Source organism: bacterium, from assembly GCA_037147175.1.
In the GTDB taxonomy this organism is placed as follows: Bacteria; Cyanobacteriota; Vampirovibrionia; order Gastranaerophilales; family UBA9971; genus UBA9971.
Genome location: JBAWVS010000025.1, coordinates 12,440 through 38,083 on the forward strand (window position 1 = coordinate 12,440; position 25,644 = coordinate 38,083).

A 25,644-nucleotide genomic window follows, 5' to 3' on the forward strand; every position below is an offset into this window, starting at 1 on the left:
ACTTACTTATTTATAATATAATTAATTCTAATTAAGCCATAAATATACTCGGGTGGTCAATTGAAAAAAATAGCTGTAATTTCAAATACATTTCCACCTTTCTCCGGTGGAGGAGTTGCAACCGCACAATATAACATTTTCTTAAAGCTTAAAGAAGCCGGTTTTGAAGTAAAAGGTTTTACTTTTTATGATCATGGCAAAGTTAAGTTAAAAGAAAATGACATAATTCGATGTGGCGCACCAAAGACAATTTTTAGAACAATAAATAGTTTTACTAAATTATATTTTTCTAAAAAACAGAAAAAAAGTTGTGCCGATTCTACAGAATATGCATGGCAATTTAATTTTTCAATCAATTCTGCAATCGGATGTTGGAAAATAAATAGAGAATTAAACAAATTCAAACCTGATATCATTATAATTCCTGATTTAGGAACTCCGAATTATTATCTTAAAATCCCCAAAAATGCTAAAGTAATAATGATTTCACATCATAATGCAATGAGATTTACAGGAAATCCCTTAATTGACAAACATTCTGAACTTGATGCGAAGCTTGTAAATATTATGGAAAATCAAGGAATGAAAATAGTTGATAAGGTAATTTGCCCTTCAAATTATATGAAAAACGTCTTTAATGAAACTCATAGCTTTGAAGGTGCTGTCGAAGTTATACCAAACATCATCAACGAAAAGCTTATAGATTCATTCCCTGCGGTGAATATAAAAAAAGAACTGGGATTGAATGAATATTCTCCTCTTATATACATGCCGGCTGCAAATACTCCTGTAAAAGGTCCTCGCTATATGTATGAGATAATAAGAAGACTTTCAGGGTTTTACAAAGAGCCCATCGGATTTTATCTTTCCGCAGGTATGACAGAAGAACTTGAATATGAGCTTAAATACAAACCTGAAAACGCTAAAATATATGCACCCGGTTATTTAGATTATGAAAAAAATATTGGAATAATTAAAAGCTGTGATTTTGGAATAACTCCGACTTTGCTTGAAAGTTTTGGAATGGCTATACTTGAGGCAAATTTTTGCGGCGTTCCTTTCGTAAGTTTTGACTGCGGAGGGAATTCGGATATTATAAACAATCAAGAGGACGGTTTTCTTGTTAACTATCTCGAGATGGAAAGCCTTATTGAAAAGAGTATTTTATTACTTTCAAACGATGATTTAAGACTAAACATGGGAAAAAAAGCATTAGAAAACGCTTGTGAGGATTATAATTCAGAAAAAATATTAAAAAAGCTTAAGGAATTTATATATGCTTTTTAATTCAGTTGATTTTTTATTTATATTTTTACCAATAACATTTTTTGTTTACTTTTTTCTCAACAAAATTAAACTTGTACAACTTTCAAAAGCATGGTTAGTTCTAGCTTCATTGCTTTTCTATTCTTATTGGAGCATAAAATACTTACCATTAATACTTTGTTCAATGCTTTTTAACTATTCAATAGGAACCACTCTGAATAATCCCGAAAACTTAAAGCTGAAAATAAACAAGAAATTGGTTCTGGCTTTTGGAGTTACCAGTAATTTATTGCTTTTAGGTTATTACAAATATTTTGATTTTTTTATTTCTAACACAAATCTTGTTTTGAAAAGTAATTTTAACTTGCTACATATAATTTTACCCCTTGGAATAAGCTTTTTCACTTTTACGCAAATTGCATATCTTGTTGATGCTTATAAGCAGGAAGTTAAAGAAGCAGATTTTTTAAATTATACTTTGTTTGTGACATATTTTCCTCACTTAATCGCAGGTCCTATTCTGCATCATAGTGAAATGATGCCTCAATTTTCAAAATTGAAAAATAAAATTATTAACCACAGAAATATATCTATAGGGCTGACTTTAATAATTATTGGACTTTTTAAAAAAGTTGTTATAGCGGATAATCTTTCTCCTATAGTTCATTCAGGATTTGATGTTGCAAAACATTTAAGCTTTTTAGAAGCTTGGTTGGTAAGCCTATCTTATACATTTCAACTTTATTTCGACTTTTCCGGTTACACAGATATGGCACTCGGTATTTCAAAATTATTTAATATTCATTTGCCTGAGAATTTTAATTCTCCATACAAAGCTAAGAATATTCAGGATTTCTGGCGTAGATGGCATATGACTCTTTCAAGGTTTTTAAGAGACTATATTTATATTCCTCTTGGAGGAAACAGATTTGGAGAATTTAAAACTTATCAAAACCTTTTCACCACTTTTATTCTTGGGGGAATCTGGCATGGAGCAGCATGGACATTTGTTTTATGGGGTGCATTGCATGGATTTGCTCTTATTGTCCATAGATACTGGAAAACTTTAGGCTTTAAAATAAATAACTTTATTGCAGTGATACTTACTTTTTTGTTTATAAATTTCACATGGATTTTCTTTAGGGCATTAAATTTTAATGATGCCTTAAAAATTATAAACGGAATGATTGGATTTTCAGGATTTATAATTCCAAAGACAAACAAATTAATATTGAGATTTCCTGATGGTATTTGTATAAATTGGCTTTTGCTTCTTACGGTCTTTATTATTGTTTTTGCTTTAAAAAATTCTAATGAATTTGCGAATAAATTTAAACCGTCAAATTTATATATAATTATTTTTGCAATAATCGGTTTTTTATCGATAATAAATTTAACCCGTGTATCGGAATTTCTTTATTTTCAATTTTAAAGGTAAATATGCAGCAAAAGAAGTTTTATATATATACTTTAACTTTAATAACAATATTTTCGACAATTATAATTGCCTTCAACGTTGTTGTGGACCCGTATGGTGTTTTAAATTTGTGTAATATATATAAATTTAACAAAGAAAAACCTGAATTAAAAACAAATGAAAGAATATCCAAGTTGTTTACTGCAAAAATAAAAAAATATGACACTCTTTTTATTGGATCATCCAGAACAGATTTTGCGTTAGATCCTAAACATTATTATAATTTAACAAAGAAAAAAGCATTAAATTTGGGCATAGGGGGTTCTGACATTTCAGAATCAAAAATAATATTACAAAAATTGATAAAAACACATCCAAATCTTAAAACAATAATTTTAGAAGTTGATTATTTCGGATTTAATAGCACACATAAAATCAATAGTAATGAAAAAATCGATTCTTATATTTCATTGAATGATTTTTTTAAATTATTTTTATCTTACGATTCTATAAAAAAAAGTATTTCCACTATAAATTATAATTTTAAAACTCCTAACAAGTTTATATATGATTATAACGGATTAAGAATTAAAACTCCTGAACATAATTCATATAATTTAGCTCTTGCAGAAATCAACGGAGTTTTAACAAAAAATAAAAATTATTCACTAGATATAAGCCGACTGCAAAATTTACAAGAAATAAAAAGATTATGCAAACAAAACAATATTAAATTAATTGTTTTTGTTAGTCCTTTAAATTTTGCTGAAATTCACGGAATTAATTTAACCGGCAATTTTAATAAATATTTAAATTGGCGAAAAGAAATTAGTAAAATAACATCATTTTATGATTTTTCTATGGGAAATTATATTACATACGAACCTTTAAAACCTCATATGAGATATTATTTTGATTCTCATCATTACACTATAGAAGTTGGACAAAAAATTCTAGATAAAATTTTAAATAAAAGTAATATTGAATCAAATGATAACTTTGGAGTCATTATTACAATGAATAATATTGATAAATATAATAAAGAATTTTATTTGGAATATAAAAATTGGGCTTTAAATAATAAAATAATTGTAAAAAAGATAAATCTGTTAAAGAACGGCGGTTGAATTTTTCTGATAAAATAACTTGGATAGGTATAGATAGAATGTTTAATAAATTACTAAAAGAATATAAACGGTTTATCAAAAAGCAATATTGCCAATTATTTGGTAATTATGATTTTTTGCCATTTTTATGTGATTGGTTTGATGATTGGAAAAAATATCACATAAAAAATCAATATACCATTCAAGAAAAACTTGATAAATTAAAGAAAAATATGGATCAACAAAGTAAAGATACTGTTGATTTAATTTATAATAGATATGTTTTTATCAATCCTTGGTTTGCCGAGAGAGATAATTTTCTTATAAATCTTGATAAGCTCTTTACTGAAAAAGAATTAGTTCAGCAGAAAGAAAAGTTTTTTGTAGATAAAAACAAATTTAAACTTCCTAAAGGATTTGCACATGCTTTACCAATTTATAAATACGATGCAGGTTTATCTTTTTTAGATAGCAAGATTTTAAAACAGATAGAAGGAAAAGATATTATAGATGGTGGTGCTTTTATTGGTGATACAGCCATTGTTTTTAATAAATATAGTCCTTCTAAAATATATTGTTTTGAGCCAAATGAAGAAAATTTTATAAATTTACAAATTACTTCAAAATTAAATAAATTAGAGGATAAAATTGTACCAGTTCAAAAAGGACTTGGCGAAAATGTTAATGAACTTAAATTATTCGGAGAGGGTGCCGGAGCCAGTTTAATTAATAATAATGATAATTACACAACTATTTCTGTTACAGATATAGACAATTTTGTATTTATCAATGATATTAAACCTGCTTTAATAAAACTTGATGTTGAGGGTTTTGAGCTTGAAACAATTAAAGGGGCATTAAAAACTATAAAAACTTTTAAACCTATCTTATTAATTTCTCTATATCATCAGCCCAAAGATTTTTTTGATATCAAACCTTTAATAGAGAGTTTAGAACTTAAATATAATTTTATGGTCAGGAAAATAGACCCAAACCACACAACCGTAGAAACAATTCTAATAGGTTATACAGAAGAAGAAGAAGAAGATGATGACGATGATGAATAAAAACAAAAAAAAACATTTAATAGTTCTGGGGACAACAGGAAATATGGCATTTGCCACTGCAAATGTGCTTATTGGGATTAAAAAACATTCTCCTTATTTAAATGCTGATGTTGTTATTTATGAACAAAATGTATCAGAAAATGATAAAATACTTTTAAATTCAATAATGCCTTGTTCTTTTATTAATTATGAATTTCCAGTAAGACAAACTGAAAGATTCGATCAAGACAGGTTAAATAGATTCACAGAATTAACTTTTTCCAGATATGAATGTTTTAGAATGCTGGATGAATACAAAAAAATAATGTGGCTTGATATTGATATTCTGATACAAGGTGATATCACCCCTATGTTTGATTATAGCGATTCAACTGGTATTTCTTTTGTACCTGAACCATATCCAGTTTGGAGTCTTTTTACTCAGAGTGTACATGGGAATTATGACTGGAATAAAAAATTTTACAATGCAGGAATTTTTGTTATAGATGATAACCTTAAAGATAGGGATAAATTATGTGATTGGTGTTATAAAAAAACCTTTGAATATGCCCCTTTTCTTCATTTGCCTGACCAAGCAATTTTAAATATTATGTTTCAAGAATTCGAAATTGAAATAGAGCCTATGGCAAGAAAGTATAACTGTTATCCAACGGATAAATCTGCAAAAGAAGCTGTTTTACTTCATTCTTACTCTTCTGAAAAGTTCTGGAACTTTTGGGATTTTAAAGAATGGAATCAAAACTATAAAAAATGGTTAAAAATGGGTGGTTCTGCCTATACAGGGAAAAAAGCCAATTTCATCTCAAGGGAAGTAAAGAAAATTTTTCCACATGCCCCAGATATTATTAGAAAACCAAGAGCATTTGCTTTATATATTGTTGAAGAATACAAACGAATACAAAATTCTAAAAAACAGATAAAAGGATAATTAATGACGAGCAAAAAGGAAAAGTTAATAGTACTTGGGGCAACCGGAAATCTGACTTTTGCTGTTGCAAATGTGCTTATAGGGATCAAAAAACATTTACCAAATTTAGATGCGGATTTTATTATATTTCATAATGATATTTCTGAAAAAGATCAGAACTTACTTAATTCTATTATTCCCAGCAAATTTATAGATTATGAAATGCCAATAAATACTAACGGTGTTGAACAATCATCATTTCCAAGATATTCAAAACTCGCATTTTCTCGTTATGAATGTTTTAGGATGTTGGACGAGTATAAAAAAGTTTTATGGATAGACGTTGATATTCTTATTCAAAAAGACATAAGCGGCATTTTTGACTATGCAAAAACAGGAATCAGCTTGTTACAAGAAGAAGCACCTCTTCAGGAATGTTTTTCTGTATCTTTAGAAAATTATGATATGCAAGGGTCTCATTATAATTCAGGAGTACTTCTGCTTGATGAAAATATTGTTGAACCAACTAAAATGGCTGATTGGCTTTATTCAAAGACTTATGAATTTGCAGATTACTTAAAATACGCAGATCAAGGCGTTATTAATCTTCTTATCCAAGAATTCAAATTGGAAGTTGACAAACTTCCTGAAAAATTCAACTGTCATCCTCGCAAAAAAGAAGTTACAAGAGCGCCTATAGTACATACATATTCCCCACAAAAATTCTGGAGCTGGTATGAAAAGATGTATAACTTTAAAGAGTGGGATGAAAACTACAGAAAATGGCTTAAAATGGGTGGAACACCTTATAAAGGTATAAAATATGATTTTTGGGAAAAAATTGTTAAAAATTATCACTTTGATTGCCCGCATCCCCTAAGACAACCAGGAAAGTTTGTGAAATTTATTTTGAAGAAGAAAAAAGGATAAAATAATGCTTTTTAATACAGATATGGCTCTTGGTTTATGAAGCTTCTCACTATAGGGTAAAAGTCGGGAATATGATTATTGATAAAATTTATAATTCAAAAGACAAAATTCCTGACTGCAATACCTTTGTGGAACTTATGTCACCGCATTAAATATTAATGAACACTTAAACTGCTTTATAAATGATTTTAAAAAACATTAGTTTCTTCTATAATTGTAAAATACAAAGTGAGAGTAAAAAATGTTTAACACCCCGATATTATTTTTAATATTTAACCGTCCTGATACAACCGAAAGAATTTTTGAAGAGATAAAAAAACAAAAACCAAAATATCTTTATGTTGCAGCTGATGGACCGCGTGCTGATAAAGAAGGCGAAACTGAAAATTGCAAACAAACCAGAGAAATTATTAGCCGAATTGATTGGGATTGCGAATTAAAAACACTTTTCAGAGATGAAAATCTTGGATGTAAAATTGCAGTTAGTTCTGCTCTAAATTGGTTTTTTGAAAACGTTGAAGAAGGTATTATTCTTGAAGATGACTGCCTTCCCTCAAAAAGCTTTTTTAATTACTGTGAAATTTTGCTTGAAAAATACAGGAATGATACAAGAATAATGTGTATAAGTGGTGAAAATCCGCTTGATGAGGCACTTTGTTCCAAAAGTTATTATTTCTCCCCTATTCCTCATATTTGGGGATGGGCAAGCTGGCGTCGGGCTTGGAATTTATACGATGTAGATTTTAAAGGGTTTGATACTTTTATTAAATTTGATATCATCAACAATGTATTTGAGCAAAAAGAAGCTCATGAATACTGGAATAAGATATTCAACAGGGTAAAGAACAATGAAATAAACACTTGGGACTACCAATGGACTTATGCTTTATTTGTAAATAACGGTTTAAGTATTATCCCGACAAAAAATATGGTTTCAAACATAGGATTTGGTCATGAACAAGCTTGTCATACAAGTGAAAATTCACCTTGCGCAAATAGGGAAGTATTTGAACTTGGTGAAATCAATCATCCTCAATTTATTTGTGCGAGCAAAAAAGCTGTTAATGAAATATTGAAAGTACGCTATGATATTCAGGAAAAAACACCTTTATTTATTTTAAATCGTGAAATTTCAAGAGCATTAAGAAAACTGGTGAAAAATGCTTAAAAACCCTATTGAATATACAGAAACAAGTTTTTATCAAAAGCACTTTTCTCAAAGAAAAGTCGCACAAAAAATTTATGAAAATTTTGTTTTACTGCATTTAAAAAAATATACTAAAAATTACTCTATTAATAATTATTTAAAAAATATACTTCACCTAAATACAGCCGTAGGAAGGGGTGGAGCCGCAAAAATAGCTTATAATTATCTTAACAGAAATTTTAACAAGTTAGGGTATAATTCAAAACTTTTGGCGGGAATGATTTATTGCAATCAAGAATCTGATATTGAATTAATTAAGTGCAAAAATTTAAATATTCATAAGCTTTTGCATAAATATCAACGAAATTCAGGGTTATTAGATTTCTATAACCTTGCAAGTTTTGATATTCCCGAGATGGAAGTATTTAAAAATGCGGATATTATTCATTTACACAATTTGCATGGCTCTTATTTTTCACCATTTATGCTTCCTCAACTGACCTCTTTAAAACCTACAATATGGACTTTGCACGATGAACAATCTTATACAGGGCACTGCGCTTATGCTTTTGACTGCAAAAAATGGCTAACAGGTTGCGGTAATTGTCCGGACTTAAATTTTTATCCCAAAATAAAAAATGACACTACTGAATTTCTTTTAAAAACAAAGAAGAAAATCTATGATATGTCTTATTTTAGTGTAGTTTGTCCTTCTAATTGGCTTGCCAACAGAGCAAAACAAAGTATTTTACAAAATAAAGATATCAGAGTGATTTATAATGGTGTAAATGAAAAAATCTTTATTAATGCAGACAAAATGGAATCACGAAAAGCTTTAAAACTCCCTTTAGATAAAAAAATTCTTATGTTCAGTGCAAGCGGAAGCATTAATAACCCACAAAAAGGTGGAAAATATTTTTTTGAGGCTTATAATCGCCTAAAAAACGATCATAATATTTTATTTCTTAATATAGGCGGAGGGGATTCTTCTAGAATTAAAAAAAACTGGATAGATATTCCGTACATAAACGATGAAAACACTATGGCACTTTATTATTCAGCATCTGATTTATTTATTTATCCCTCTATGGCTGAAACTTTTGGACTGGTTATCGCAGAAGCAATGTCTTGTGGTACTCCCGTAGTGGCTTTTAATAATACTGCTATCCCTGAAATAGTTGACCATTTGCAAACCGGATATCTTGCAGAAAATAAAAATATTGATGATTTTATACATGGTATTAATTTATTTTTAAATAATGATGAATTACGAAAAGCTGCTATTCTTAAATCAAGACAAAAAATAGTAAAATATTTTACACTTGATAAAATGATTCAAAATTATATAGATTTGTATAATGAAATTTTGTCTAAAGAAGCTATTATCAGCTAAACTTTTGTTTTTAATGCGATTTTAAGTCGCTGAAAAGCTTTTGGTGAAAAAAATCTGAGCGGTAAATATCTTAAGTAATACAATATATAAAACAATTTAGCTTTTTTAGCGACTTTTTCTCCATAACAAAGTTTAAAAAAGAGAACCGTTCCTGTTAAAACCATTTTTTCTATTTTAAGTTGGTTATTTGATTTTGCCGAAGATGCTCCGCCAAAATGAATAATGCTGGATTCAGGAACAAATTTAATTCTATAACCATTTTTCTTCAAACGAAAACATAATTCAGCTTCTTCTCCAAACATAAAAAATTTTTCGTCAAAAGCACCGACTTGATCTAAAGCAAATTTTCTAAGCAGCAAATTTGCTCCTATAATAAAATCTGGGTTATAATTGGATTCCAGAGCATAAGGCTTGTCTTCTTTGAGTGATTCTTTGTGTTTCAAAACCTTTGTTTTAAATATATGTTTATATCTGTATAATAACTCTTGGAAATTTATTCCAAAAGCTTTTTTACGAAGCTTGTCTAATGTATCAAATTCTCCTACCGAATCCTGAAGTGTCATGTCAGCATTATAAAGCTGACCGCCGCAACCGCCGACATCATAATTCTCATGTTTTTCCATAAAATTAAAGAGTATCTTGACTGCATTATTAACTAAAACCGTATCTGTATTTAATAAAAAACAGTATTTAGCATCAGACTGTTTAATCGCGATATTGTTCGCTCTTCCAAACCCTAGATTTTCAGGACTTTCAATAAGCTTAACATCGGGAAATTCTTCTTTAATCATTTTAACAGAACCGTCTGAAGAAGCATTGTCCACAACCCAAATGTCGTATTCAATTCCATCAGTTTTTTCATATACTGATTTAATACAGTCTTTTGTTAATTCTTTTGTGTTGTAGTTAACGAGTATTATCGAAACGTCCATCTTCACCATAACTTTATATTTTTCTTTTCTTTAAAATACACTAAATATGCTTCAAATTAAACAGAAATTTTTCTTTATTGCCGGAATAAACTTTCCGAATTTTTCAACAAGCGTATTTAAATTACTGCATCCGACTTGTTCTTTAACATAACTTAATGGTAAATTCTGCTCGATTAGTAAGGCTGTATAAGTATCTCTTAAGTCAATAAACTTAATATTTTCAAGTCCTGCTTTATTTGCCAGAGGCAGGAATTTATTGTGAAGCATATCTTCGGGATTTTGAAAATCTCCGTTATCGTCAGGAAAAATATAAATACTTTTCGAAGAATCTTTTAATTTTGATAAAATTTCAATTATTTTATCCGGCAACTCAACGTATCTAACTGCTCTTTTGGATTTAAGAACAATTATTTCACCGTTATATATCGACCTGTTTATTTTTATCCTTTTATTTGCCCAATCAACTTTATCCCAGGTCAAAGATAAGACTTCTCCTCTTGTTAATCCCGTGTTAACTGAAGTTACAAGCAGCGGGTAAAATTCCAAAATTTCATTTTTGCAGGTGTCTAAAAGTTTTTGAAGTTGTTTTTTATCAAGAATATTCATCCCGTTTGCGAATTCCATTTTTATTCGCTTAACTTCAACTCCGGCATAACTGTTATCCATATATATTCTTTGGATTTTTTTTATTAAATTTATATGTCTTCTTATTGTTTGCGGAGTGAGCGATTGTTCTTGCAATAATATTTCGTATTTTTGCAAGTTTTTTTCATTAATATCTGTTAATTTCATATTTTTAAAAAAAGGAATCAAATGCAAATTAATATATGACTTGTAATGACACAAAGAAGTTTTTTTGATTTCATTGCTTTTAATCAGATCCTTTAAATAATCTTTAGCGGCAGTTTGAAAAGTATTGAAACCTGATTTCTTTTGAATTATTTTAATCTTTTTCTTTTGATCATATATATTACCAAGTTCAGAATCTTTAAACACTAAAATATCATTTTTTATCCTTGTGGTAAATGTATTATAGCTTGGAAAATCTCGTTTTATTTCTTCAGGATTATTTTTTAAATGTTCGGCACCGAATTTTGTATAATTATATTTTAAACTTTTCCCTTTATTTTCCAGAACATAATCCCTGAATTCTCTGTAAAGAGTTTCATCCAATTGATGATTTGCTGATAAAAAACTTCTGCCGGGAGATATTAAACCTGCTACTCCATATTTTTTCAGTTTTCTTTTTGCCCTGTAGAACGCAGGCTGAGAGGTTTCCATAGAAGGATGCTGTACATTCCAAACTTCATTGATATAATCATAAAGCTTTTTTCCTTTCATGTTCTCCACTTTTTTTAACAGGTCAATATATTTATTTATCATTTGCTTGATAGCTTTTGGAGAATTTATGAAAGCATCAAGCGTATTTCGTTCTTCATCAAGTTTTTGAATCTCTTCTAATGAAAATGAAATGAATTTTTTACTTATAACTTTTTCTTTAAAACGTTTTGACTTGAATTGGTATTCATCTGCCTGCTTATAGATATAGGTTTCTTCGTCGATTTTTTTAATCTTACCTGCAGAAATAAAATCCTTTAAAAAATCTTCAACTCTGTCCTCGCTCTCTTCCGCCATAATGAGCAACTCGTCAAAAGTAAAGAAGTGCAGTCTTTTAGCTAGTTTTGTCAGTTTAGCATTTATCATTTTTTACAAACCCTATTATATTAAACATAAATTTTCTTTTGTTTTTTGAGGAATAAAGTCTTTATACCTGTCGACCAAAACATTCATATTGGTAAATCCAAATTGTTTTTTAACATATGATAAAGGAATATTTTGCTGTATTAAAAAAGCTGCGTAGCTGTCTCTCAGGTCAAGAAACTTGATGTTTTCAAGTCCGGCTTTATTTATCAGCGGCAGGAATTTTGTATTGATCATAATTTCAGGATCCTGAATCCTTCCGTGTTCATTCGGGAAAATATATGTGGATGTAGGATTTTTTCTTAATTCTGATAAAATTTCAACCAACGTATCCGGCAAATCAATATACCTGCTGGCTTCGCGTGTTCTAAGGGTCAATATTTGCCCTTTGTAAATGGATTTATTTACTAATAATCTTTTGTTTTCAGGCTCATACTTGTCCCAGGTGAGGGCAAGAACTTCTCCTCTCGTTATTCCTGTATTAACCGCCGTTACAAGCAGCGGATAAAAATCGGGAAATTCTTTTTTACAGGTTCTTAACAACCTTATTATTATCTCCTTCTCTAGGATATTTGCTTCGCTTAAGAATTTTACCCCTATTTTTATTGATGCTGAGGTACGGCAGGTTGTATCCAGATATATTTTTAAAATTTTTCTCACTAAATTAATATGAACTTTTATGCTTCTTGGTGACAGCTGCTGCTCTTCAAGCATAGTTTTGTATTCTTTAAGCTTATGTACATCAATATCTTTTAATTTAATATTTTGAAAAAACGGTATCGAATAAAAATTTATCATTGCTTTGTAATTCTTGCAGGTAACTTCTTCAACTTCATTTTTTTCAGCCAAATCCTTTATATAATCTTCAGCAGCAGTTCGGAATGTTTTAAAGCCGAGTTTTTTTTGAATTATTATAAATTTTTTCTTTTCATCAAACATTTTTGCAAGACTAAAATCGTTAAACTTCAAAATATCTTTTTTGATTCTTGCTGTAACTGAATAATATGTGGGGAATTCCCATTTTTGACTATCAATATTATTTTTTAAATAATCTGCCTTAAAAGTCAGAAAATTTTCTTTTAAGCTTTTATCAGTATTTTGAAGAAAATATTCTTTTATTTCATTGTAAACATCTTCATCTATCGGGTCATTAACAGATATATATTTTCTCATCGGAGAAATTAAGCCTGTTATTCCGGTAGTTTTTAATATTTTTCTTGCTTTTACAAATGAAGCTTTTGAAGTTTTCATATCAGGATGCTGAATATTCCAAACATTAACTATATAGCTCAGCAAAATTTTGCCGTTAGCGTTTTTTACTTCTTTTAACAGGTCAACATATTTATTAATCATATTTTGAACTGCAAGAGGTGCATTTTTAAATGCTGCAACAGTTTTTCTTTCAATATCAAGGTTGTCTATTTCTGTCTGTGAAAAGAAATCAGGCTGTTGCTTTTCTTTTGTTTGAAATTCTTTTATTTGTATAACAGGAATAAATTCATTGTATTTATACTTGTTGTCTCTATCAAACTTAATTTTATTCACTGCAAAAAATTCATCAAGGAAAATTTTAACAGTCTGTTCGTCTTCCCCTGACATAATTAAAAATTCTTCAAAAGTAAATTTTTTAAGCCTCTTAGCCAGCTTTGTCAGTTTCTTCGCTGTCATTATGCAAAAACTCCTTAATTGTTATCTCATCAATTGTGCTTAAACCGTTAGCATGAGCTATATTTTCTGCTTTATTTATCAATTTGACTATTTGTCTGAACCTGTTTGTCTTGTTAAAAATGTATTTAATAGCGCAATCAGTCATTTCAATTTCTGAAAGCTGTTCAATTATTGTTTTTATATCTTTTTTAGAAAAAGGCTCAAATTTTAATTTTTCAGAAATCCTGTCATATAAATGGCGATATCTCAGAAGTTTTTTATCTGCCATCCCCATCCCTGCCATTACAATAGAAACATTCGTTTTGTCATAAATATCTCGCAGTGTTTCTATAGCTGATTCATTTCCCGTTAAATAGTCTATTTCATCGACAATAATTACTTTTGGTTCATTATTTAACTGTCGGACACATTGTTTAAACAAATCAGCAGAAAAATGATACGGAACTTCGCCTAATTCTTCTATTAATTCCTGCATTAACCACCTTGCCGACATATTATTGGCAGCCCTTATGAAAATTGCATCGTTTTGAGTCGCCCACCACAGAAGAGCTTGAGTTTTTCCAAGTCCCGGTTCTCCATAAACAAGAGACATCCCCGGCACTCCTTCGGCTCTGTTTTGCAAATTATTCATCATGTTTATGAAATTTTTAACATTTTGTGTCCGCGCAAATACTTTTTTCATCTTTTAATCTTCTCCATACATTTGCTTATGTTCTTTGCTTTGCCAAGCTGTTTTTCAATATCGGCTTTAAAACTTTCCAGCTTGTAAAATATCTCTTTATCTTTTGCAATCAACAGTTCACAGCCAAGATTATTTTTAGCGGTATTAATTGTAAGCTGAATCGAAACTCCGGAGATTCCGATAGAAATGTATTGCCAATGCTGCGGCGCCGGAACGGATATTTTCAAGGGGGAGTTATTTTCGGTTGCGTATTTATGAAATTCCTGCCAGAATTGTTCCTGTTTTTCTTTTGTATTGCTAATTTTCGCTTTGGGCTTTTGATAATCGTTAGCTGACGGCTTTAATAATTCTTTAAATCGCAATTCATTATTTTTAAAACAGCATTTAAATATATACAGCTTCACTTCATGAGCAATAATTGTACTTAGCCAGCTTGCTGTTTGCATTGCATCGGGTATTTCTTGATTTACCAGCCAGACGATGTTTTTTGCATTATGCTTTGATGCGTATTTTAAAAGACCTGCAAGGGTTTTAAGGTTTTGTTTAAGCTCGCATTCAATAACCGTCTTTTCATGGAGGTTGCAGACTGCAATAATATCAGCCTGCTCGTCGCTTGATTGCTCAGATACCGATAAAAACCGGATGTTTGATCCGAGAATTTTTTCGAGCATTTCTTTTCCTTCTTCTGCCACAAAGGTTCTGAAATCTTTTCTGCTTTTAAAAACGGCTGATTCGTTGTTTGATTTTACTGTCATGACTGTTTCTCCTTAAAGTTTCTGCCAATCACACATTAGAGCGCAATTGGCAGAAAAGGTAGAAGAAGAAGAAATAGTTTTACTTTAAGATATAATCTTAAGACAGATTTTGATTGTTTATAATTTCAGGCTTTTTAGGTCTGCATAAATGAAAAGCATACATAGAATTTTCTAACTCATAAGCAATAATTCTAATGGCGATAAACTCAACCCTGCCTTCTGCCTTGTCATTTAGCCAATTAAGAATATGCCGAGTTTTTTTATCAAGATGAGCAAGTATCCATACAGCTTTTTGTACGTCTTTAAAGCAAGCTGCCGCCAGCAACTTTTTAAAATGTTCTTCAATAGGTTCATCATAGTTTATCAATACAGCTATTTTATCAAGAGATTCACTGTCAGTGAAGAAAAGATCCGGCCTTATTTCTTCATCGCCCGCAATATAGCTGCCCAACTCATTTGAAAGCTTTGAATTAATAAGCTTTCCAATCATATCTCTGTTATTATATATGCATTTTCGTAAAATTTCCTTTTCTTGAAAGGCTTCTTTAAGACTGACTGTTTTTTTTTCTATCGGCTGCATGTTCGCAATGTCCTTTCTTTCTTTATTAATACAATAATTCTAATAGTAAGTGCTCCAATCGATGTCATCGCAGAAGCCCTTCATCATATCGTCTGCTTCCCACCTGTGTCTTGTTTCGATAGTGAACGGTTCTTTATAACTTTGCGCCGCATGAAGCGCAAGCGCCAAAGCCCAAAATCTGTCAGCATGTCCTGATACATCCGATTTCTCGACATCAAACCTGATATGTCCTGACGTTGTTATAACCTTTCTGACTGAATGCAAGTCATCTCTAATCTCCCGGTGGGACGGAATGTAAACCGTTCTGTCTTCAAAGTTGGTTCTCAGGTTGTATGCAAGCTCTTCTTTTACCTTCGCGTTAAAATTGATGCCTTCTACTCTGTAGTGTCCGTATTTTTCCACGGCTGATTCGGCTAACTGAGCTCCAAGTCCAGTTGCGTCTATACAGCATCTTCTTAAATTTTCAAGTTTTAAGATATTTGCCAAAACTTGCTCCTGAATTCGAAACGGAGTTTTTTCAATAATTTTAACCATTCTTGTATATTTTACGTTTCCGAGTTTTTCCAGAACCCAAATTACAGTCAGATCTTTCTTTCTGCCGATGTCCATTCCTACATAAAGATCGCCTGTTAAACTTTCCAATTCTTTGTAAAGATTATCGAGTTCGCAGGTGTAAATAAGTTCGTAGGGAAGAAATGCAGTTGTTTCATCCATTGCCTCGCAGCAATATTCCTGAAGCCAGGTTTGCTCGTCAAAACAGTTTACCCTTTGTTCTTCCAGCCACTCATGTTTTTCTTTTTTAGTTGTCTCCCTGCCGTATATTTTATCTACAAGCCCTTCCTTGACTGCAAGTTGAATCGGCGTCGAATGAAGAGACCATTTGCTCTGTTTTGTTTTAATGTCGTCTACAAACTTGTAAAACCTGCAATTTTGTCCGTTATGAGTCGATAAAATCCTGAGCGGATAATTCCAAGTGATGCAGGGCTTGGCTGCAGCCCATAAATCTTCTTGCTTTGCGTGATGCGCAAATTCATCAAGCACGACTTTGCCGCCCTTGCTTCTGAATCCTTTGGGATTAGAACTTAACGCGTTAATTTTTGCGCCATTTGAAAACTCTATAACATAAGCTTTAATGTCATTTTCCGAATCGACTATTACGTTTCCATGATATTTGGCTGCAATATTTAAAAGCCTGACCCACTGTTCGCAATATCCAATATATTCTCTGGCGGCAGACTCGTCGGATGAAGAGAACCAAACATCGGGAACTTTCTTCGCAACGCAGTCAATTACATCTTCATAACTCTGAACATAAGTAGCGCCGATGCGGCGAGACTTTTCCCACACTTTGATTTTTGATTTATCGTCCAGCCATTTTTTTTGATACGGGAACCAATAATTATCGAGATTCATTTTATACCTCTGCTTTCGTATATTTTCTTAATCCTAAAAGTTCTTCAATTTCTCTTACGTCCTGCTCGGATAAAACATTGTTCTTTTCGACAGGGCGCGATTTGATGACAAGATCCTCATACTGTTTTATTTTCATAATAAGGGGGAGCAGTTTTGTAAATGTGTATAATCTCCCCGGATTTGCTCCCTGACCGTTTTTAATATCTGCTTCAATCGAATCCATTATGGTTTGGGAGAAATTATACAGTCTTTCATGAAAAGCTTTCTTTCCGCTGAGGTATTCGAGTCTCATTTCATCCCACACCCCTTCTTGTTTCCACTTAAGAACCGTCTTGTAGTTTAGTTTCAGAGATGAAGCAATACTTTGCAAACTCATTTGCTCCCGGACATATTTTTTCTCTGCTTCGTCATAATGCGTTTGCCGTTTACTCAATCCTGACTCCTTTAAAGTTGTAAATAACAGTCATGCATTTTAATTTTTGTTCAGCGGGCAGAAGAATTTCCCCGCCAATGATTTTTAGCAAGTTCGGTTTTTATTTTTTTTTGCAATAATTCTGTACAGAAAAGTTTTAATCAGAGATGATTTTTTAGAGCTTGGAAGCAGAGATTTCAGCTGAAGAAGAAGCCTGTCGATGTCGTATTAACTATAGTATAATTGGTTTTCCGGTTGCGTTTCAAGTATAAAACCAGGTTGCGTTTATACCAAGAATGCAACCGGCGCATTTCTATTTATATCAGAGGGATTATTAACCGGTGTTGTTTAGCATATTTTTTCCTTTCAGGTTTTTTGTAACTCGCAATCAAAAAATCAGGCAGTAGAGGCGATGGCGGTTTTCTTTTTATCTATAATCATAATACACGGTATTTTAATCGCATTTCTACTATAAAAGTGTAGTAAAAATGCGATTATCGCATTTCCCTTGATATTAGCGGGTATTAACCGGTGTTGATTAACACAGTTTATTGCCTTTCTGTTTTTTTTGTAGCTCGCATTCGAAAAATAAAGTACAGAGGAACTAAAGGGGGGTTGTATATTTATAGCATATACCTTATTCGGTGCGAAAAACCGGTATAAAATAATACCAAAATTTCGCACCGAAATATGATATAATATTAGTCATTTTATTTTCGTTTAATAATAAATTTTTGAATATATGCAAATAATTATAAAATTGTAATCAAACCTTTATTCCTTAGCTCCGTTGTTTTATAGAAAAGAAAATGTTTTGCACAATTACGGCTTAAAAATATATCCTGATATTATAAATCATGAAAAACATAACGGGCTTAAGGTTTTATAATTTTGGTTTAGGCTTGAAATTCGGTGTAAATATGTAATAATATAATTAATTATCAGACCAGCGTCAGATTAAAGTAACGTCAGGATAATCTTGGCAGTACCTTTGAGGTATGGTGTGTTGCTCTGAGGGTCTGATATTTTTTATGCAATAAGTTTCGTCTTAAGTTAGGTCACAATGCTTACAACATAAACTTTTCAATCTATCTGCACTCTTGAAATAGTTTTACAAAAAATCATAACAAAAATTCGCACCGAAACCTGCGATAATATTAATCCTGATTTTTATTATATTAAATTTGTGATAACATTTAAACAAAGCAATACCTCGGCGACTCTGTAAATAATACAGGAAGAACATCCGAGGTGTACATTTACATTATAGCATTCTTTTTTATTCAAGCGTCCGGCTATATTCCTTTTTCTGTTTTTTATGCCGGCATTACAAAATATGTTAATAAAGGAATTTTAAAAATAATTAGATAAGGTCTTACTTGTGTTTGTTATAAAAAGCGATGCCGAAAAGAAAACTACTCTTGAATTGATAAATAATTTCAAAAAAGCGATTGAAGAAGTTAATAATTCAAATGCCGATGACTTGATTAAACAATCTCAAATAAATGGTTATAAAATACAGACAGCTGATTTGGAAAAACAGATTGAAGAATATGATGAATTAAAAAAAGGAAATTTAAGATTACCTGAAAATCTTTCCTTTTCTGAATTATTAGGATATTTAACTAAAGTACGAATATCAAAAGGAATATCACAGAGCGAATTAGCTAAAATGATTGGTGTATCAAGACAACAAATAAGCCGTTATGAACTTCAGGATTATCGGGGAGCAAGCCTTGAAAGGATAAACCTAATTTTAAATGTATTAGGCTTAACAATAAGTATCAAGTTACAAGATGTTGCATAACAGTAAAACAGCGAATTGATGTTCTTGACACTTACAGGGCTAACATCGCATCTTAGCTTGCTTCTTTATCCGGATTTTGATGAATTATATCTTTAAGGAGATTGATACGGCACATTTTTATTATTTGCACAATATCGCTGACACTTATTCTGATGGTGACCGGCTTGGTCTTAGGTATTAGGTCTTAAAATTTTAAATTTATTATTCATCCAAGAATCATCATTTTCATTAAAAATTTCTGAAAATTTATTCGCTTCGCAATCAGGACAAAACAATTCGCCCTTTTCGTCTTCAAAAAGTTCGGATTTGCAAATATTACAATTTTTAGTCATTTATATTTACCTCGTAATTCCAAAAAAATAATGTGTTTTCGATTAGCTATATATGCAGTTATTAACCTGAATTTATCTTCCCGCGTTCAATAATTAAATGCGAAACTCTGTTAGAATATAATTTTAAACTTTTCATTCTTGTTACCTCTTGGTTTATTTTTAATACATTTATGTTTAATTATCAACTGTATTAAGATAAATTTAAACTTTGGAGACACTCTTGGTTTATTTTTTTCTTGTAATGCTAAATCACACATAAAATCATATTTGTAAGCTGGAAAATTTTACACATGTATCTTGCACTCAATTATTTTGTTAACAAATTTTGCAACTGTATTTTAACGATTAATTTACAGGGTGCGCAACATAAATTTTATAATTTGTATGCACTCTTGAGTTTCACTGTCTTAATTTGCCATACAGCAATTATTCAGTTCAGCCTTCTATTGTTTTTGTATTTCAAAATAAATCATGACGCAAGTCTAAAACTAAATTATTTTGAATATTCATTTAATTTAGACACTTTAAATTTTTGCCACTTGGCAGTATAATATTAAATAAGTGACAAAAGAGGGAAATTTATGAAATCAGCATATTTAGAGAAAACTTTAAAAATTGTATCTACAAATGATGACTTCAATGATGAAATAGAAATTATTAACAAAATAGAAGAAGGATTTTCTTTTGAAGTTATTGAAGAACTTATTACGGAAAATAAATTTTCCCTTCAGGAAATAATTGAACTTGTTCTTCCAAACAGAACATATTACAGAAGAAAAAAAGAAATGCGATTAAATTCTGAAGAATCTGATATCGTCGCAAATTTATTCAACTTAACTGAATTTGCAGAAGAAGTTTTTGGAGATAAAGAAAAAGCTTATAATTGGTTGCGCAGGATTAACAGGTCCTTAAAAAGCAGAAAGCCCATAGCTCTTTTAAAAACTGCTTTTGGAAGAAAAATTGTAGAAGATGTTTTAAGCAGAATAGCATATGGTGTTTATTAATGCATGTCTATCGTTTATGCAAAGAAGGATACAGTAATCTTGACGGGGACGGCGCAAGTAAAACCAATAATTCATGGAATTCAAAAGGCAAACATGTTATATATACATCCGAAAATATTGCTTTAACTATTTTAGAAATACTTGTTCATCTCGATTATGATTTAATTCCGAATGATTATTGTTTATTAACAATTGATATTCCTGATAATTGCACAGTTGAACAATATTCAAAAACAACTTTATCAAGGAATGAAACTATAAGGTTTGGAGATGAATGGCTGACAAGCAAAAGATCCTTAATTTTAGCTACGCCTTCATATATTATTAATAAAGAAAAAAATATTCTTATTAATCCTAATCATCCTGAGTTTACAAATATTAAAGTAATAAACAAAGAGCCTTTTAATTTTGACAGCAGACTTTTTAAGTAAAATTACTTAATTAAGTTTTTCAAACAAATATTTCTATTTGTATCTTGGTGTATCTGTATGTATCAAAGAAAAAATTGCTTGATTTTGAAAATATGAGCAAGTTTATGTCATTGCAGAAACGTTTCTTTAAGCATCTTAACCTTTACAGCTATATAAGAGTGATTTATTCTCAGTGTTACTTCCTCCTTGGGCTATAAATTTTTACGCATGTAATTAACACCTGAAATGGAAATTCTCAGTCTGGAAATTTATAAAAATAAATTATCATTCCCCCATAGACACAGCAAAACATAATTCTTAAGGCATTTGAAACATTTCCCCCTGACTTCCGCAGGCTTCCCCCTGCCTAATAAAACCAAATATTTCATTTTTGCCGAAAAAACGCCTCAAATATAGATATATCGCGGATTTATTATCCAATTTCTATCCGGTTTTTATCCGTTTATTATCCAATTCGTATCCGCAAATTATCCCTTTTGTCCGTTTTTTTGCAAACCATTTCAAAGCGGCGAAAACCGCGACGGGATTGAACTTTAGGCAGTTTTTCCCCGCTCGCAATTGGATAAAAAACTACAGCTTACATTCAAAAATTCCTAGGGGTGCATAGAGCTTTGATAAAAAAGGCTGAGCTATAATTTTAATTTCGTTGTTATCATCATATTTTTGATTAAGTTGTTTAAGTGCAACAAGCATAGGAATATTTAAAACAGCATCCCCAATCCGCCAAGGAAGAATTATATCGATCTTTTTATTTTTAAACAAAGCCAAAGTTATTTATTCCACTAAAACATCATTAAACTGCATATATATTAACATAATCATCTTTTAGATGAAAATGCGGATGAGAAAATTTTGAAAAAATTTTCGAGGACGCCGAAATTTTTTATACAGATTGAGGGAAGTACTTTATAATTCTTAAAAGTCAGACATAGAAGTTAATACAATTTTATTATCAGTAGAAACAGTAAATATATCAGTTATTATGAGAAAAAATAAAACCAACCGGCTTTTTTCGGTTGGTTTTCTCAATTTGACTGATAAACTTTCTCATACCTCCTGATAATGGATATTAATTTTTCAAACAAACTTCTTGTTTAGCCGGAAGTAAAAATTGCGATTCAATAAGATTGTAATCTTCTGCCGTAAACAATTTTCTTACCTCCTTTAAGGTTTTATTCCTAAGTTTTTGCTGTTTAACTATTTTTTGTTTGTAATCCTGAATATCATTTATGTCTCCAAGATGATGTGCCATCGGATGCGTTGAAGTAACACGACTTGCCCTGCATAAAAACTCATTTTTCATTGAATAAACTTTTACTGAACTTAAATCAAACAGGCTGTACTTAACTATAGCCTTGCCTCTGATTCCATAAAGCGTGTCATCGTAATAATCCTGCTTTAAAAACCGGATGCCGTTCCTGTGGATGGTTTTAATTTCCATCGCCATCATCAAATCATCAAGTTCCTGCTCGTTAATTTCCTGCTTTTCAACAGTTGAAAGAACCTCTGCAATTGTTTTGCCTTTGACATTCGGACAAGGGCAACCCGTTTCATATTCGCAGGAATTATTTTTTCTTGTGTTGATTGAATATTTGCTAACTCAGCTTCCGTATCTTCAAACACCATTGATTGGTAATATTCGTTTAAATATTTGCTTTGAAGTTCGGGTTCTAAAGAACTTAAGCAAATCTTGTAAACCTTATCTCCTCTTGTATCTTCGGTTTTGTAGATATATTTATTGGTTTGCCTTAAAGATAAACGAACCGCTCTTTCTGTAATTTTTTTTAAAGAAGCAACGGCTCTTACATCCAGCCAAACCCGTGTGGTGTCGATAATTTTTTCTGTCATCAGTTTTGCTTATTTCCATATAACTCGTTCATACTGTTGTGTATGATAAATCGTTACAGGAAAATTTCAACAATATTGCTGCTTTTGTGTTTGTTTATATCCTAAGATGTTCTGATGTTAAGCAAATCTTTATTTATAATCATAGAGAACTAAAGTTTAAACTTTAGTTTAACCCTGTTTTTTGTAAGATAAGTTCACAAAAGTGGAAAAGAAATACAATTTATTATCGGCAATGCTTCCTGCTTGGGCGGCTCAATGCCATGCATGTTATTAACAGCAGGATTGAAAATTATCACACTGAAAATGCGGCATAAAATGTTTGTAAACGCAGCAGGACAAGCTTCTTAACACGGCGAAACACTTCCCCCAACCTTCCCTAGACTTCCCCCTCCGCAAAAAAATGGGATATTACTATACTATAAAAAATATGCCTGTATTATAGACGTGCTGGGGATAAAGGCGAAAGATAAAAAAATTATCAAGTCCCATTTTACTCCCATTCTAGTCCCATAAATATCCCATTTCGGACATTTTAAGCAGACCGACAAACTAGGGCAAAAGCCGCACCGTTTCAATCAAGCGGCGATTTTTTGCGAGTTGCGAATGGGACATTCCTCTATAATTTCAAAGGTTCACCGCTTCAGCAATTACATTGTTTAAATATGGCGGCAGAGTTTGCACAAATTACAGATAAAATTGAAAAACGTTTTATGTTTTTAACCAAACGGTTAAAAGCCGCATATGATATTTGTTGTGGAAGTGATGCTTTTAGTCAGGAAGAGCGCGATTATATTCATTTTTATATGGCGATACGCTCAATTGTTTTTAAATTAACAAAAGGCGATGCACCTGATACTGCTCAAATGAATGCAAAAGTTAGAGAAATGATTAAAGATGCCTTGCAAAGCGATGGCGTTCAAGAAATTTTCAAACTCGGCGATGAAAAAGAATCCCAAATCGACATTTTTGATGATGATTACCTTGCAAAAATTGAAAAAATTAAACTTCCGAATACTAAAATAAAGCTTCTTCAGCAGCTGCTTACTAAAGCAATGAGCGACTTTAAAAAGGTAAATAAAATAAAAGGCATTGATTTTGAAAAAAGATTTAAGGCTTTAGTTGAAAAATACAACGAACGTAGCGAGCAAGATATTTTGCGTAGCGAGGTTTTAGATGAATTTACTGACGAAATTATTAATCTTTACCATGAAATGAAAAAAGAAAAAGAATCTTTTGCTGATATGGGAATAGATTTTGAAGAAAAAGCATTCTATGACATTTTAAAAATGTTGACAGTAAAGTATGACTTTGAATATCCTGACGATAAACTTTTAAATTTAGCTAAAAAAGTTAAAACTGTTGTAGATGACAAAGCAAAATATACAGACTGGAATCAGCGTGATGATATTAAAGCTGAATTGAAAGCAGATTTGATAATTTTACTTGCTGAAAATAATTATCCACCTGTAGACCGTGATGAGGTGTATAAGGAAATTTTCGAGCAAGCAGAAAATTTTAAGAAGCATCGATAAAACGAAGGGCAGAGGATATAAATGAGCGAAGATAAAATTACCTGTCTTATATATCCAGTTTTACAGAAATATTATAGTGCTTTAAATAATTTAAAAGAATTAAATATAACAGGTGATATTTTTTATAACATATCCAAGATAGATGCCTTTTTTGCTGAATTTAGAACTATAACTTTAGTTATGCAAAAAGTTTTTAATACAGAAGAACTTAAAGCCTATTATGTAGCAAAACGTGATGCAATATTATCAAAAGACTAAAACATGAAATGGTTTATAGACCAACGGAACAAAATTTTGAAAGAAGAGCCTTTTCGCCTTGAAAAAGGGATAAAAGTTGATGTATATTTGCCTAACTTTACTAAAACTATTATAGATGACAGATTACATCTTCATAGCTTTGAACATAAGTCGCACCGATACGGCGAGATTTTTCCCATATTTTTATTTTTGAATTATCACCCAGCCATCTTTGCTGATACGGAAGAAAAAGCTCGTTTATTCCGGGAATTTTTTCTTTGCCGGAATCTGTGTTAGCACTTGCAGGTTGACTTTCCGGTTTTTGTTTGTATTTTCTGTTTTTTGCCATTTTTTACTCTTCTTTCGGAATTCGTTTTATACCCAGTAACTCTTCTATTTCTCTGACATCTTCAGGAGTCAGGCTTGTTTTGCCGTCATCCGTTATTTGTTTTTTAGCTGTGTCAGGTAAATCTTGAACTTTTGTAATCATTGCCAGTATTCTTGCAATTGTGTATAGTCTTCCGACAGCTGGCTTATCGCCATTTTCAAAATCATCTTCTATTGAATCCATTAATTTATTTGCAAAATTATGAGTTCTTTCTCTAAATGAAAGTTGGCTTTTAATATAGCTTTTTCTTTTTGAATCCCAGTTGCCAAGCTTTTTCCATCTGTGCAATGTTTTGTAATTTAGATTCAAATCAAAAGCAATATTTTCTAAACCTTTTTGCTCTTCAACATACATTTGTTCTGCTTCTGCAAAATGTGCGTCTTTCTTGCCCAAGGCTTGCCTCCTATTTTTTGCCAAACTCTTCAAGTTCTTCATCAAAGGATTTTTCAGTTATCAGGTGTTATTCACTCAAAGGAATTTCTCCTGTAATTGTTTAAATTTGCATTGTAAAGCAGAGTCCTGCCGAAACTCTTTTTGCTGCGGGATATAAGGTTATAAAAATCTTTTCGCTTTTTTAATAGGCTAACATATATTTCTATTCCACTTCAAAATAATCGGGAGTTCCATTTACTTGGTAAACGGAATTTCTTTTTATTTTGAAGTGGAACGGAAAAACAGTTTATACTCCC

26 protein-coding genes and 1 pseudogene are annotated in these 25,644 nt (G+C 31.1%); 13 read left to right on the top strand and 14 right to left on the bottom strand.

The annotated features are described in order from the left end of the window. Nucleotides 1–60 precede the first annotated feature (60 nt). From WCG23_07390 to WCG23_07425, 8 genes are all read left to right on the top strand, one after another. The gene (locus WCG23_07390; protein ID MEI8389695.1) at nucleotides 61–1,287 is read left to right on the top strand and encodes a glycosyltransferase family 4 protein; all 1,227 of its coding nucleotides are present in this window, start codon (nucleotides 61–63) and stop codon (nucleotides 1,285–1,287) included. Continuing rightward, a complete protein-coding gene (locus WCG23_07395) occupies nucleotides 1,277–2,698 on the top strand; it encodes an MBOAT family O-acyltransferase (protein ID MEI8389696.1) in 1,422 nt (473 codons plus the stop codon). Before WCG23_07390 ends, WCG23_07395 begins: the two co-directional genes overlap by 11 nt. A 113-nt stretch (nucleotides 2,699–2,811) precedes the next feature. Beyond that, nucleotides 2,812–3,810: a hypothetical protein gene (locus WCG23_07400; GenBank protein ID MEI8389697.1), complete on the top strand. Its 999-nt coding sequence runs from the start codon at nucleotides 2,812–2,814 to the stop codon at nucleotides 3,808–3,810. Nucleotides 3,811–3,848: 38 nt separating this feature from the next. Beyond that, entirely contained in the window at nucleotides 3,849–4,856 is a 1,008-nt protein-coding gene (locus WCG23_07405; protein MEI8389698.1) for an FkbM family methyltransferase, read from the top strand. Continuing rightward, a complete protein-coding gene (locus tag WCG23_07410; protein ID MEI8389699.1) occupies nucleotides 4,837–5,784 on the top strand; it encodes a glycosyltransferase in 948 nt (315 codons plus the stop codon). The genes WCG23_07405 and WCG23_07410 overlap by 20 nt, the downstream gene beginning before the upstream one ends. Nucleotides 5,785–5,787: 3 nt before the next feature. After that, the gene (locus WCG23_07415) at nucleotides 5,788–6,693 is read left to right on the top strand and encodes a glycosyltransferase (protein ID MEI8389700.1); all 906 of its coding nucleotides are present in this window, start codon (nucleotides 5,788–5,790) and stop codon (nucleotides 6,691–6,693) included. Nucleotides 6,694–6,934: 241 nt separating this feature from the next. Further along, nucleotides 6,935–7,861: a nucleotide-diphospho-sugar transferase gene (locus WCG23_07420; GenBank protein MEI8389701.1), complete on the top strand. Its 927-nt coding sequence runs from the start codon at nucleotides 6,935–6,937 to the stop codon at nucleotides 7,859–7,861. Continuing rightward, nucleotides 7,854–9,233 (top strand): glycosyltransferase, encoded by a 1,380-nt coding sequence (locus WCG23_07425; protein ID MEI8389702.1) that lies wholly within the window; start codon nucleotides 7,854–7,856, stop codon nucleotides 9,231–9,233. The genes WCG23_07420 and WCG23_07425 overlap by 8 nt, the downstream gene beginning before the upstream one ends. On the opposite strand, the gene WCG23_07430 is transcribed toward WCG23_07425, so the two are convergent. The 8 genes from WCG23_07430 to WCG23_07465 form a co-directional block, all read right to left on the bottom strand. Further along, nucleotides 9,230–10,174, bottom strand: a complete 945-nt coding sequence (locus WCG23_07430; protein ID MEI8389703.1) for a glycosyltransferase family 2 protein — start codon at nucleotides 10,172–10,174, stop codon at nucleotides 9,230–9,232. The two genes, WCG23_07425 and WCG23_07430, sit on opposite strands and share 4 nt — an antisense overlap. Before the next feature lie 42 nt (nucleotides 10,175–10,216). Beyond that, complete coding sequence (locus tag WCG23_07435) at nucleotides 10,217–11,869, bottom strand: tyrosine-type recombinase/integrase (GenBank protein ID MEI8389704.1); 1,653 nt, start codon at nucleotides 11,867–11,869, stop codon at nucleotides 10,217–10,219. Between the two features lie 15 nt (nucleotides 11,870–11,884). Next, entirely contained in the window at nucleotides 11,885–13,534 is a 1,650-nt protein-coding gene (locus tag WCG23_07440) for a site-specific integrase (GenBank protein MEI8389705.1), read from the bottom strand. Further along, nucleotides 13,503–14,216 carry an ATP-binding protein gene (locus tag WCG23_07445; protein ID MEI8389706.1) on the bottom strand — a complete coding sequence of 238 codons (714 nt, stop codon included), beginning with the start codon at nucleotides 14,214–14,216 and terminating at the stop codon, nucleotides 13,503–13,505. Before WCG23_07445 ends, WCG23_07440 begins: the two co-directional genes overlap by 32 nt. Then, nucleotides 14,213–14,971 carry a DUF4268 domain-containing protein gene (locus tag WCG23_07450; protein ID MEI8389707.1) on the bottom strand — a complete coding sequence of 253 codons (759 nt, stop codon included), beginning with the start codon at nucleotides 14,969–14,971 and terminating at the stop codon, nucleotides 14,213–14,215. The genes WCG23_07445 and WCG23_07450 overlap by 4 nt, the downstream gene beginning before the upstream one ends. A gap of 97 nt (nucleotides 14,972–15,068) precedes the next feature. Then, entirely contained in the window at nucleotides 15,069–15,551 is a 483-nt protein-coding gene (locus WCG23_07455; protein MEI8389708.1) for a hypothetical protein, read from the bottom strand. 39 nt (nucleotides 15,552–15,590) lie between these two features. Next, complete coding sequence (locus WCG23_07460) at nucleotides 15,591–16,964, bottom strand: terminase family protein (GenBank protein MEI8389709.1); 1,374 nt, start codon at nucleotides 16,962–16,964, stop codon at nucleotides 15,591–15,593. Between the two features lies 1 nt (nucleotide 16,965). Further along, entirely contained in the window at nucleotides 16,966–17,397 is a 432-nt protein-coding gene (locus WCG23_07465; protein MEI8389710.1) for a hypothetical protein, read from the bottom strand. Between the two features lie 1,360 nt (nucleotides 17,398–18,757). On the opposite strand from WCG23_07465, the gene WCG23_07470 reads away from it, so the two are divergent. Continuing rightward, complete coding sequence (locus WCG23_07470) at nucleotides 18,758–19,183, top strand: helix-turn-helix transcriptional regulator (GenBank protein ID MEI8389711.1); 426 nt, start codon at nucleotides 18,758–18,760, stop codon at nucleotides 19,181–19,183. A gap of 170 nt (nucleotides 19,184–19,353) precedes the next feature. Here WCG23_07470 and WCG23_07475 read toward each other — a convergent pair whose 3' ends face one another. Then, nucleotides 19,354–19,515 (bottom strand): hypothetical protein, encoded by a 162-nt coding sequence (locus tag WCG23_07475; GenBank protein MEI8389712.1) that lies wholly within the window; start codon nucleotides 19,513–19,515, stop codon nucleotides 19,354–19,356. A 581-nt stretch (nucleotides 19,516–20,096) separates the two neighbouring features. Here WCG23_07475 and WCG23_07480 point away from each other — a divergent pair. Further along, complete coding sequence (locus tag WCG23_07480) at nucleotides 20,097–20,519, top strand: antitoxin Xre/MbcA/ParS toxin-binding domain-containing protein (GenBank protein MEI8389713.1); 423 nt, start codon at nucleotides 20,097–20,099, stop codon at nucleotides 20,517–20,519. Then, complete coding sequence (locus tag WCG23_07485) at nucleotides 20,519–20,950, top strand: RES domain-containing protein (protein ID MEI8389714.1); 432 nt, start codon at nucleotides 20,519–20,521, stop codon at nucleotides 20,948–20,950. The genes WCG23_07480 and WCG23_07485 overlap by 1 nt, the downstream gene beginning before the upstream one ends. A gap of 570 nt (nucleotides 20,951–21,520) precedes the next feature. On the opposite strand, the gene WCG23_07490 is transcribed toward WCG23_07485, so the two are convergent. From WCG23_07490 to WCG23_07500, 3 genes are all read right to left on the bottom strand, one after another. Continuing rightward, nucleotides 21,521–21,718, bottom strand: coding sequence for a hypothetical protein (locus tag WCG23_07490; protein MEI8389715.1), 198 nt, complete (start codon nucleotides 21,716–21,718; stop codon nucleotides 21,521–21,523). A 301-nt stretch (nucleotides 21,719–22,019) separates the two neighbouring features. Next, on the bottom strand, nucleotides 22,020–22,400 hold the full coding sequence (locus WCG23_07495) for a Mu transposase C-terminal domain-containing protein (protein ID MEI8389716.1): 381 nt from the start codon (nucleotides 22,398–22,400) through the stop codon (nucleotides 22,020–22,022). Then, nucleotides 22,400–22,798: a hypothetical protein gene (locus WCG23_07500; protein MEI8389717.1), complete on the bottom strand. Its 399-nt coding sequence runs from the start codon at nucleotides 22,796–22,798 to the stop codon at nucleotides 22,400–22,402. The genes WCG23_07495 and WCG23_07500 overlap by 1 nt, the downstream gene beginning before the upstream one ends. 623 nt (nucleotides 22,799–23,421) lie before the next feature. Here WCG23_07500 and WCG23_07505 point away from each other — a divergent pair. Together WCG23_07505 and WCG23_07510 are read left to right on the top strand one after the other, a co-directional pair. Beyond that, nucleotides 23,422–24,330: pseudogene (locus WCG23_07505) on the top strand (DUF3387 domain-containing protein). Between the two features lie 21 nt (nucleotides 24,331–24,351). Then, on the top strand, nucleotides 24,352–24,588 hold the full coding sequence (locus tag WCG23_07510; protein ID MEI8389718.1) for a hypothetical protein: 237 nt from the start codon (nucleotides 24,352–24,354) through the stop codon (nucleotides 24,586–24,588). A 109-nt stretch (nucleotides 24,589–24,697) separates the two neighbouring features. Here WCG23_07510 and WCG23_07515 read toward each other — a convergent pair whose 3' ends face one another. Together WCG23_07515 and WCG23_07520 are read right to left on the bottom strand one after the other, a co-directional pair. Then, on the bottom strand, nucleotides 24,698–24,916 hold the full coding sequence (locus WCG23_07515; GenBank protein MEI8389719.1) for a hypothetical protein: 219 nt from the start codon (nucleotides 24,914–24,916) through the stop codon (nucleotides 24,698–24,700). 3 nt (nucleotides 24,917–24,919) lie between these two features. Beyond that, complete coding sequence (locus WCG23_07520) at nucleotides 24,920–25,348, bottom strand: hypothetical protein (protein MEI8389720.1); 429 nt, start codon at nucleotides 25,346–25,348, stop codon at nucleotides 24,920–24,922. Between the last annotated feature and the right edge of the window lie 296 nt (nucleotides 25,349–25,644).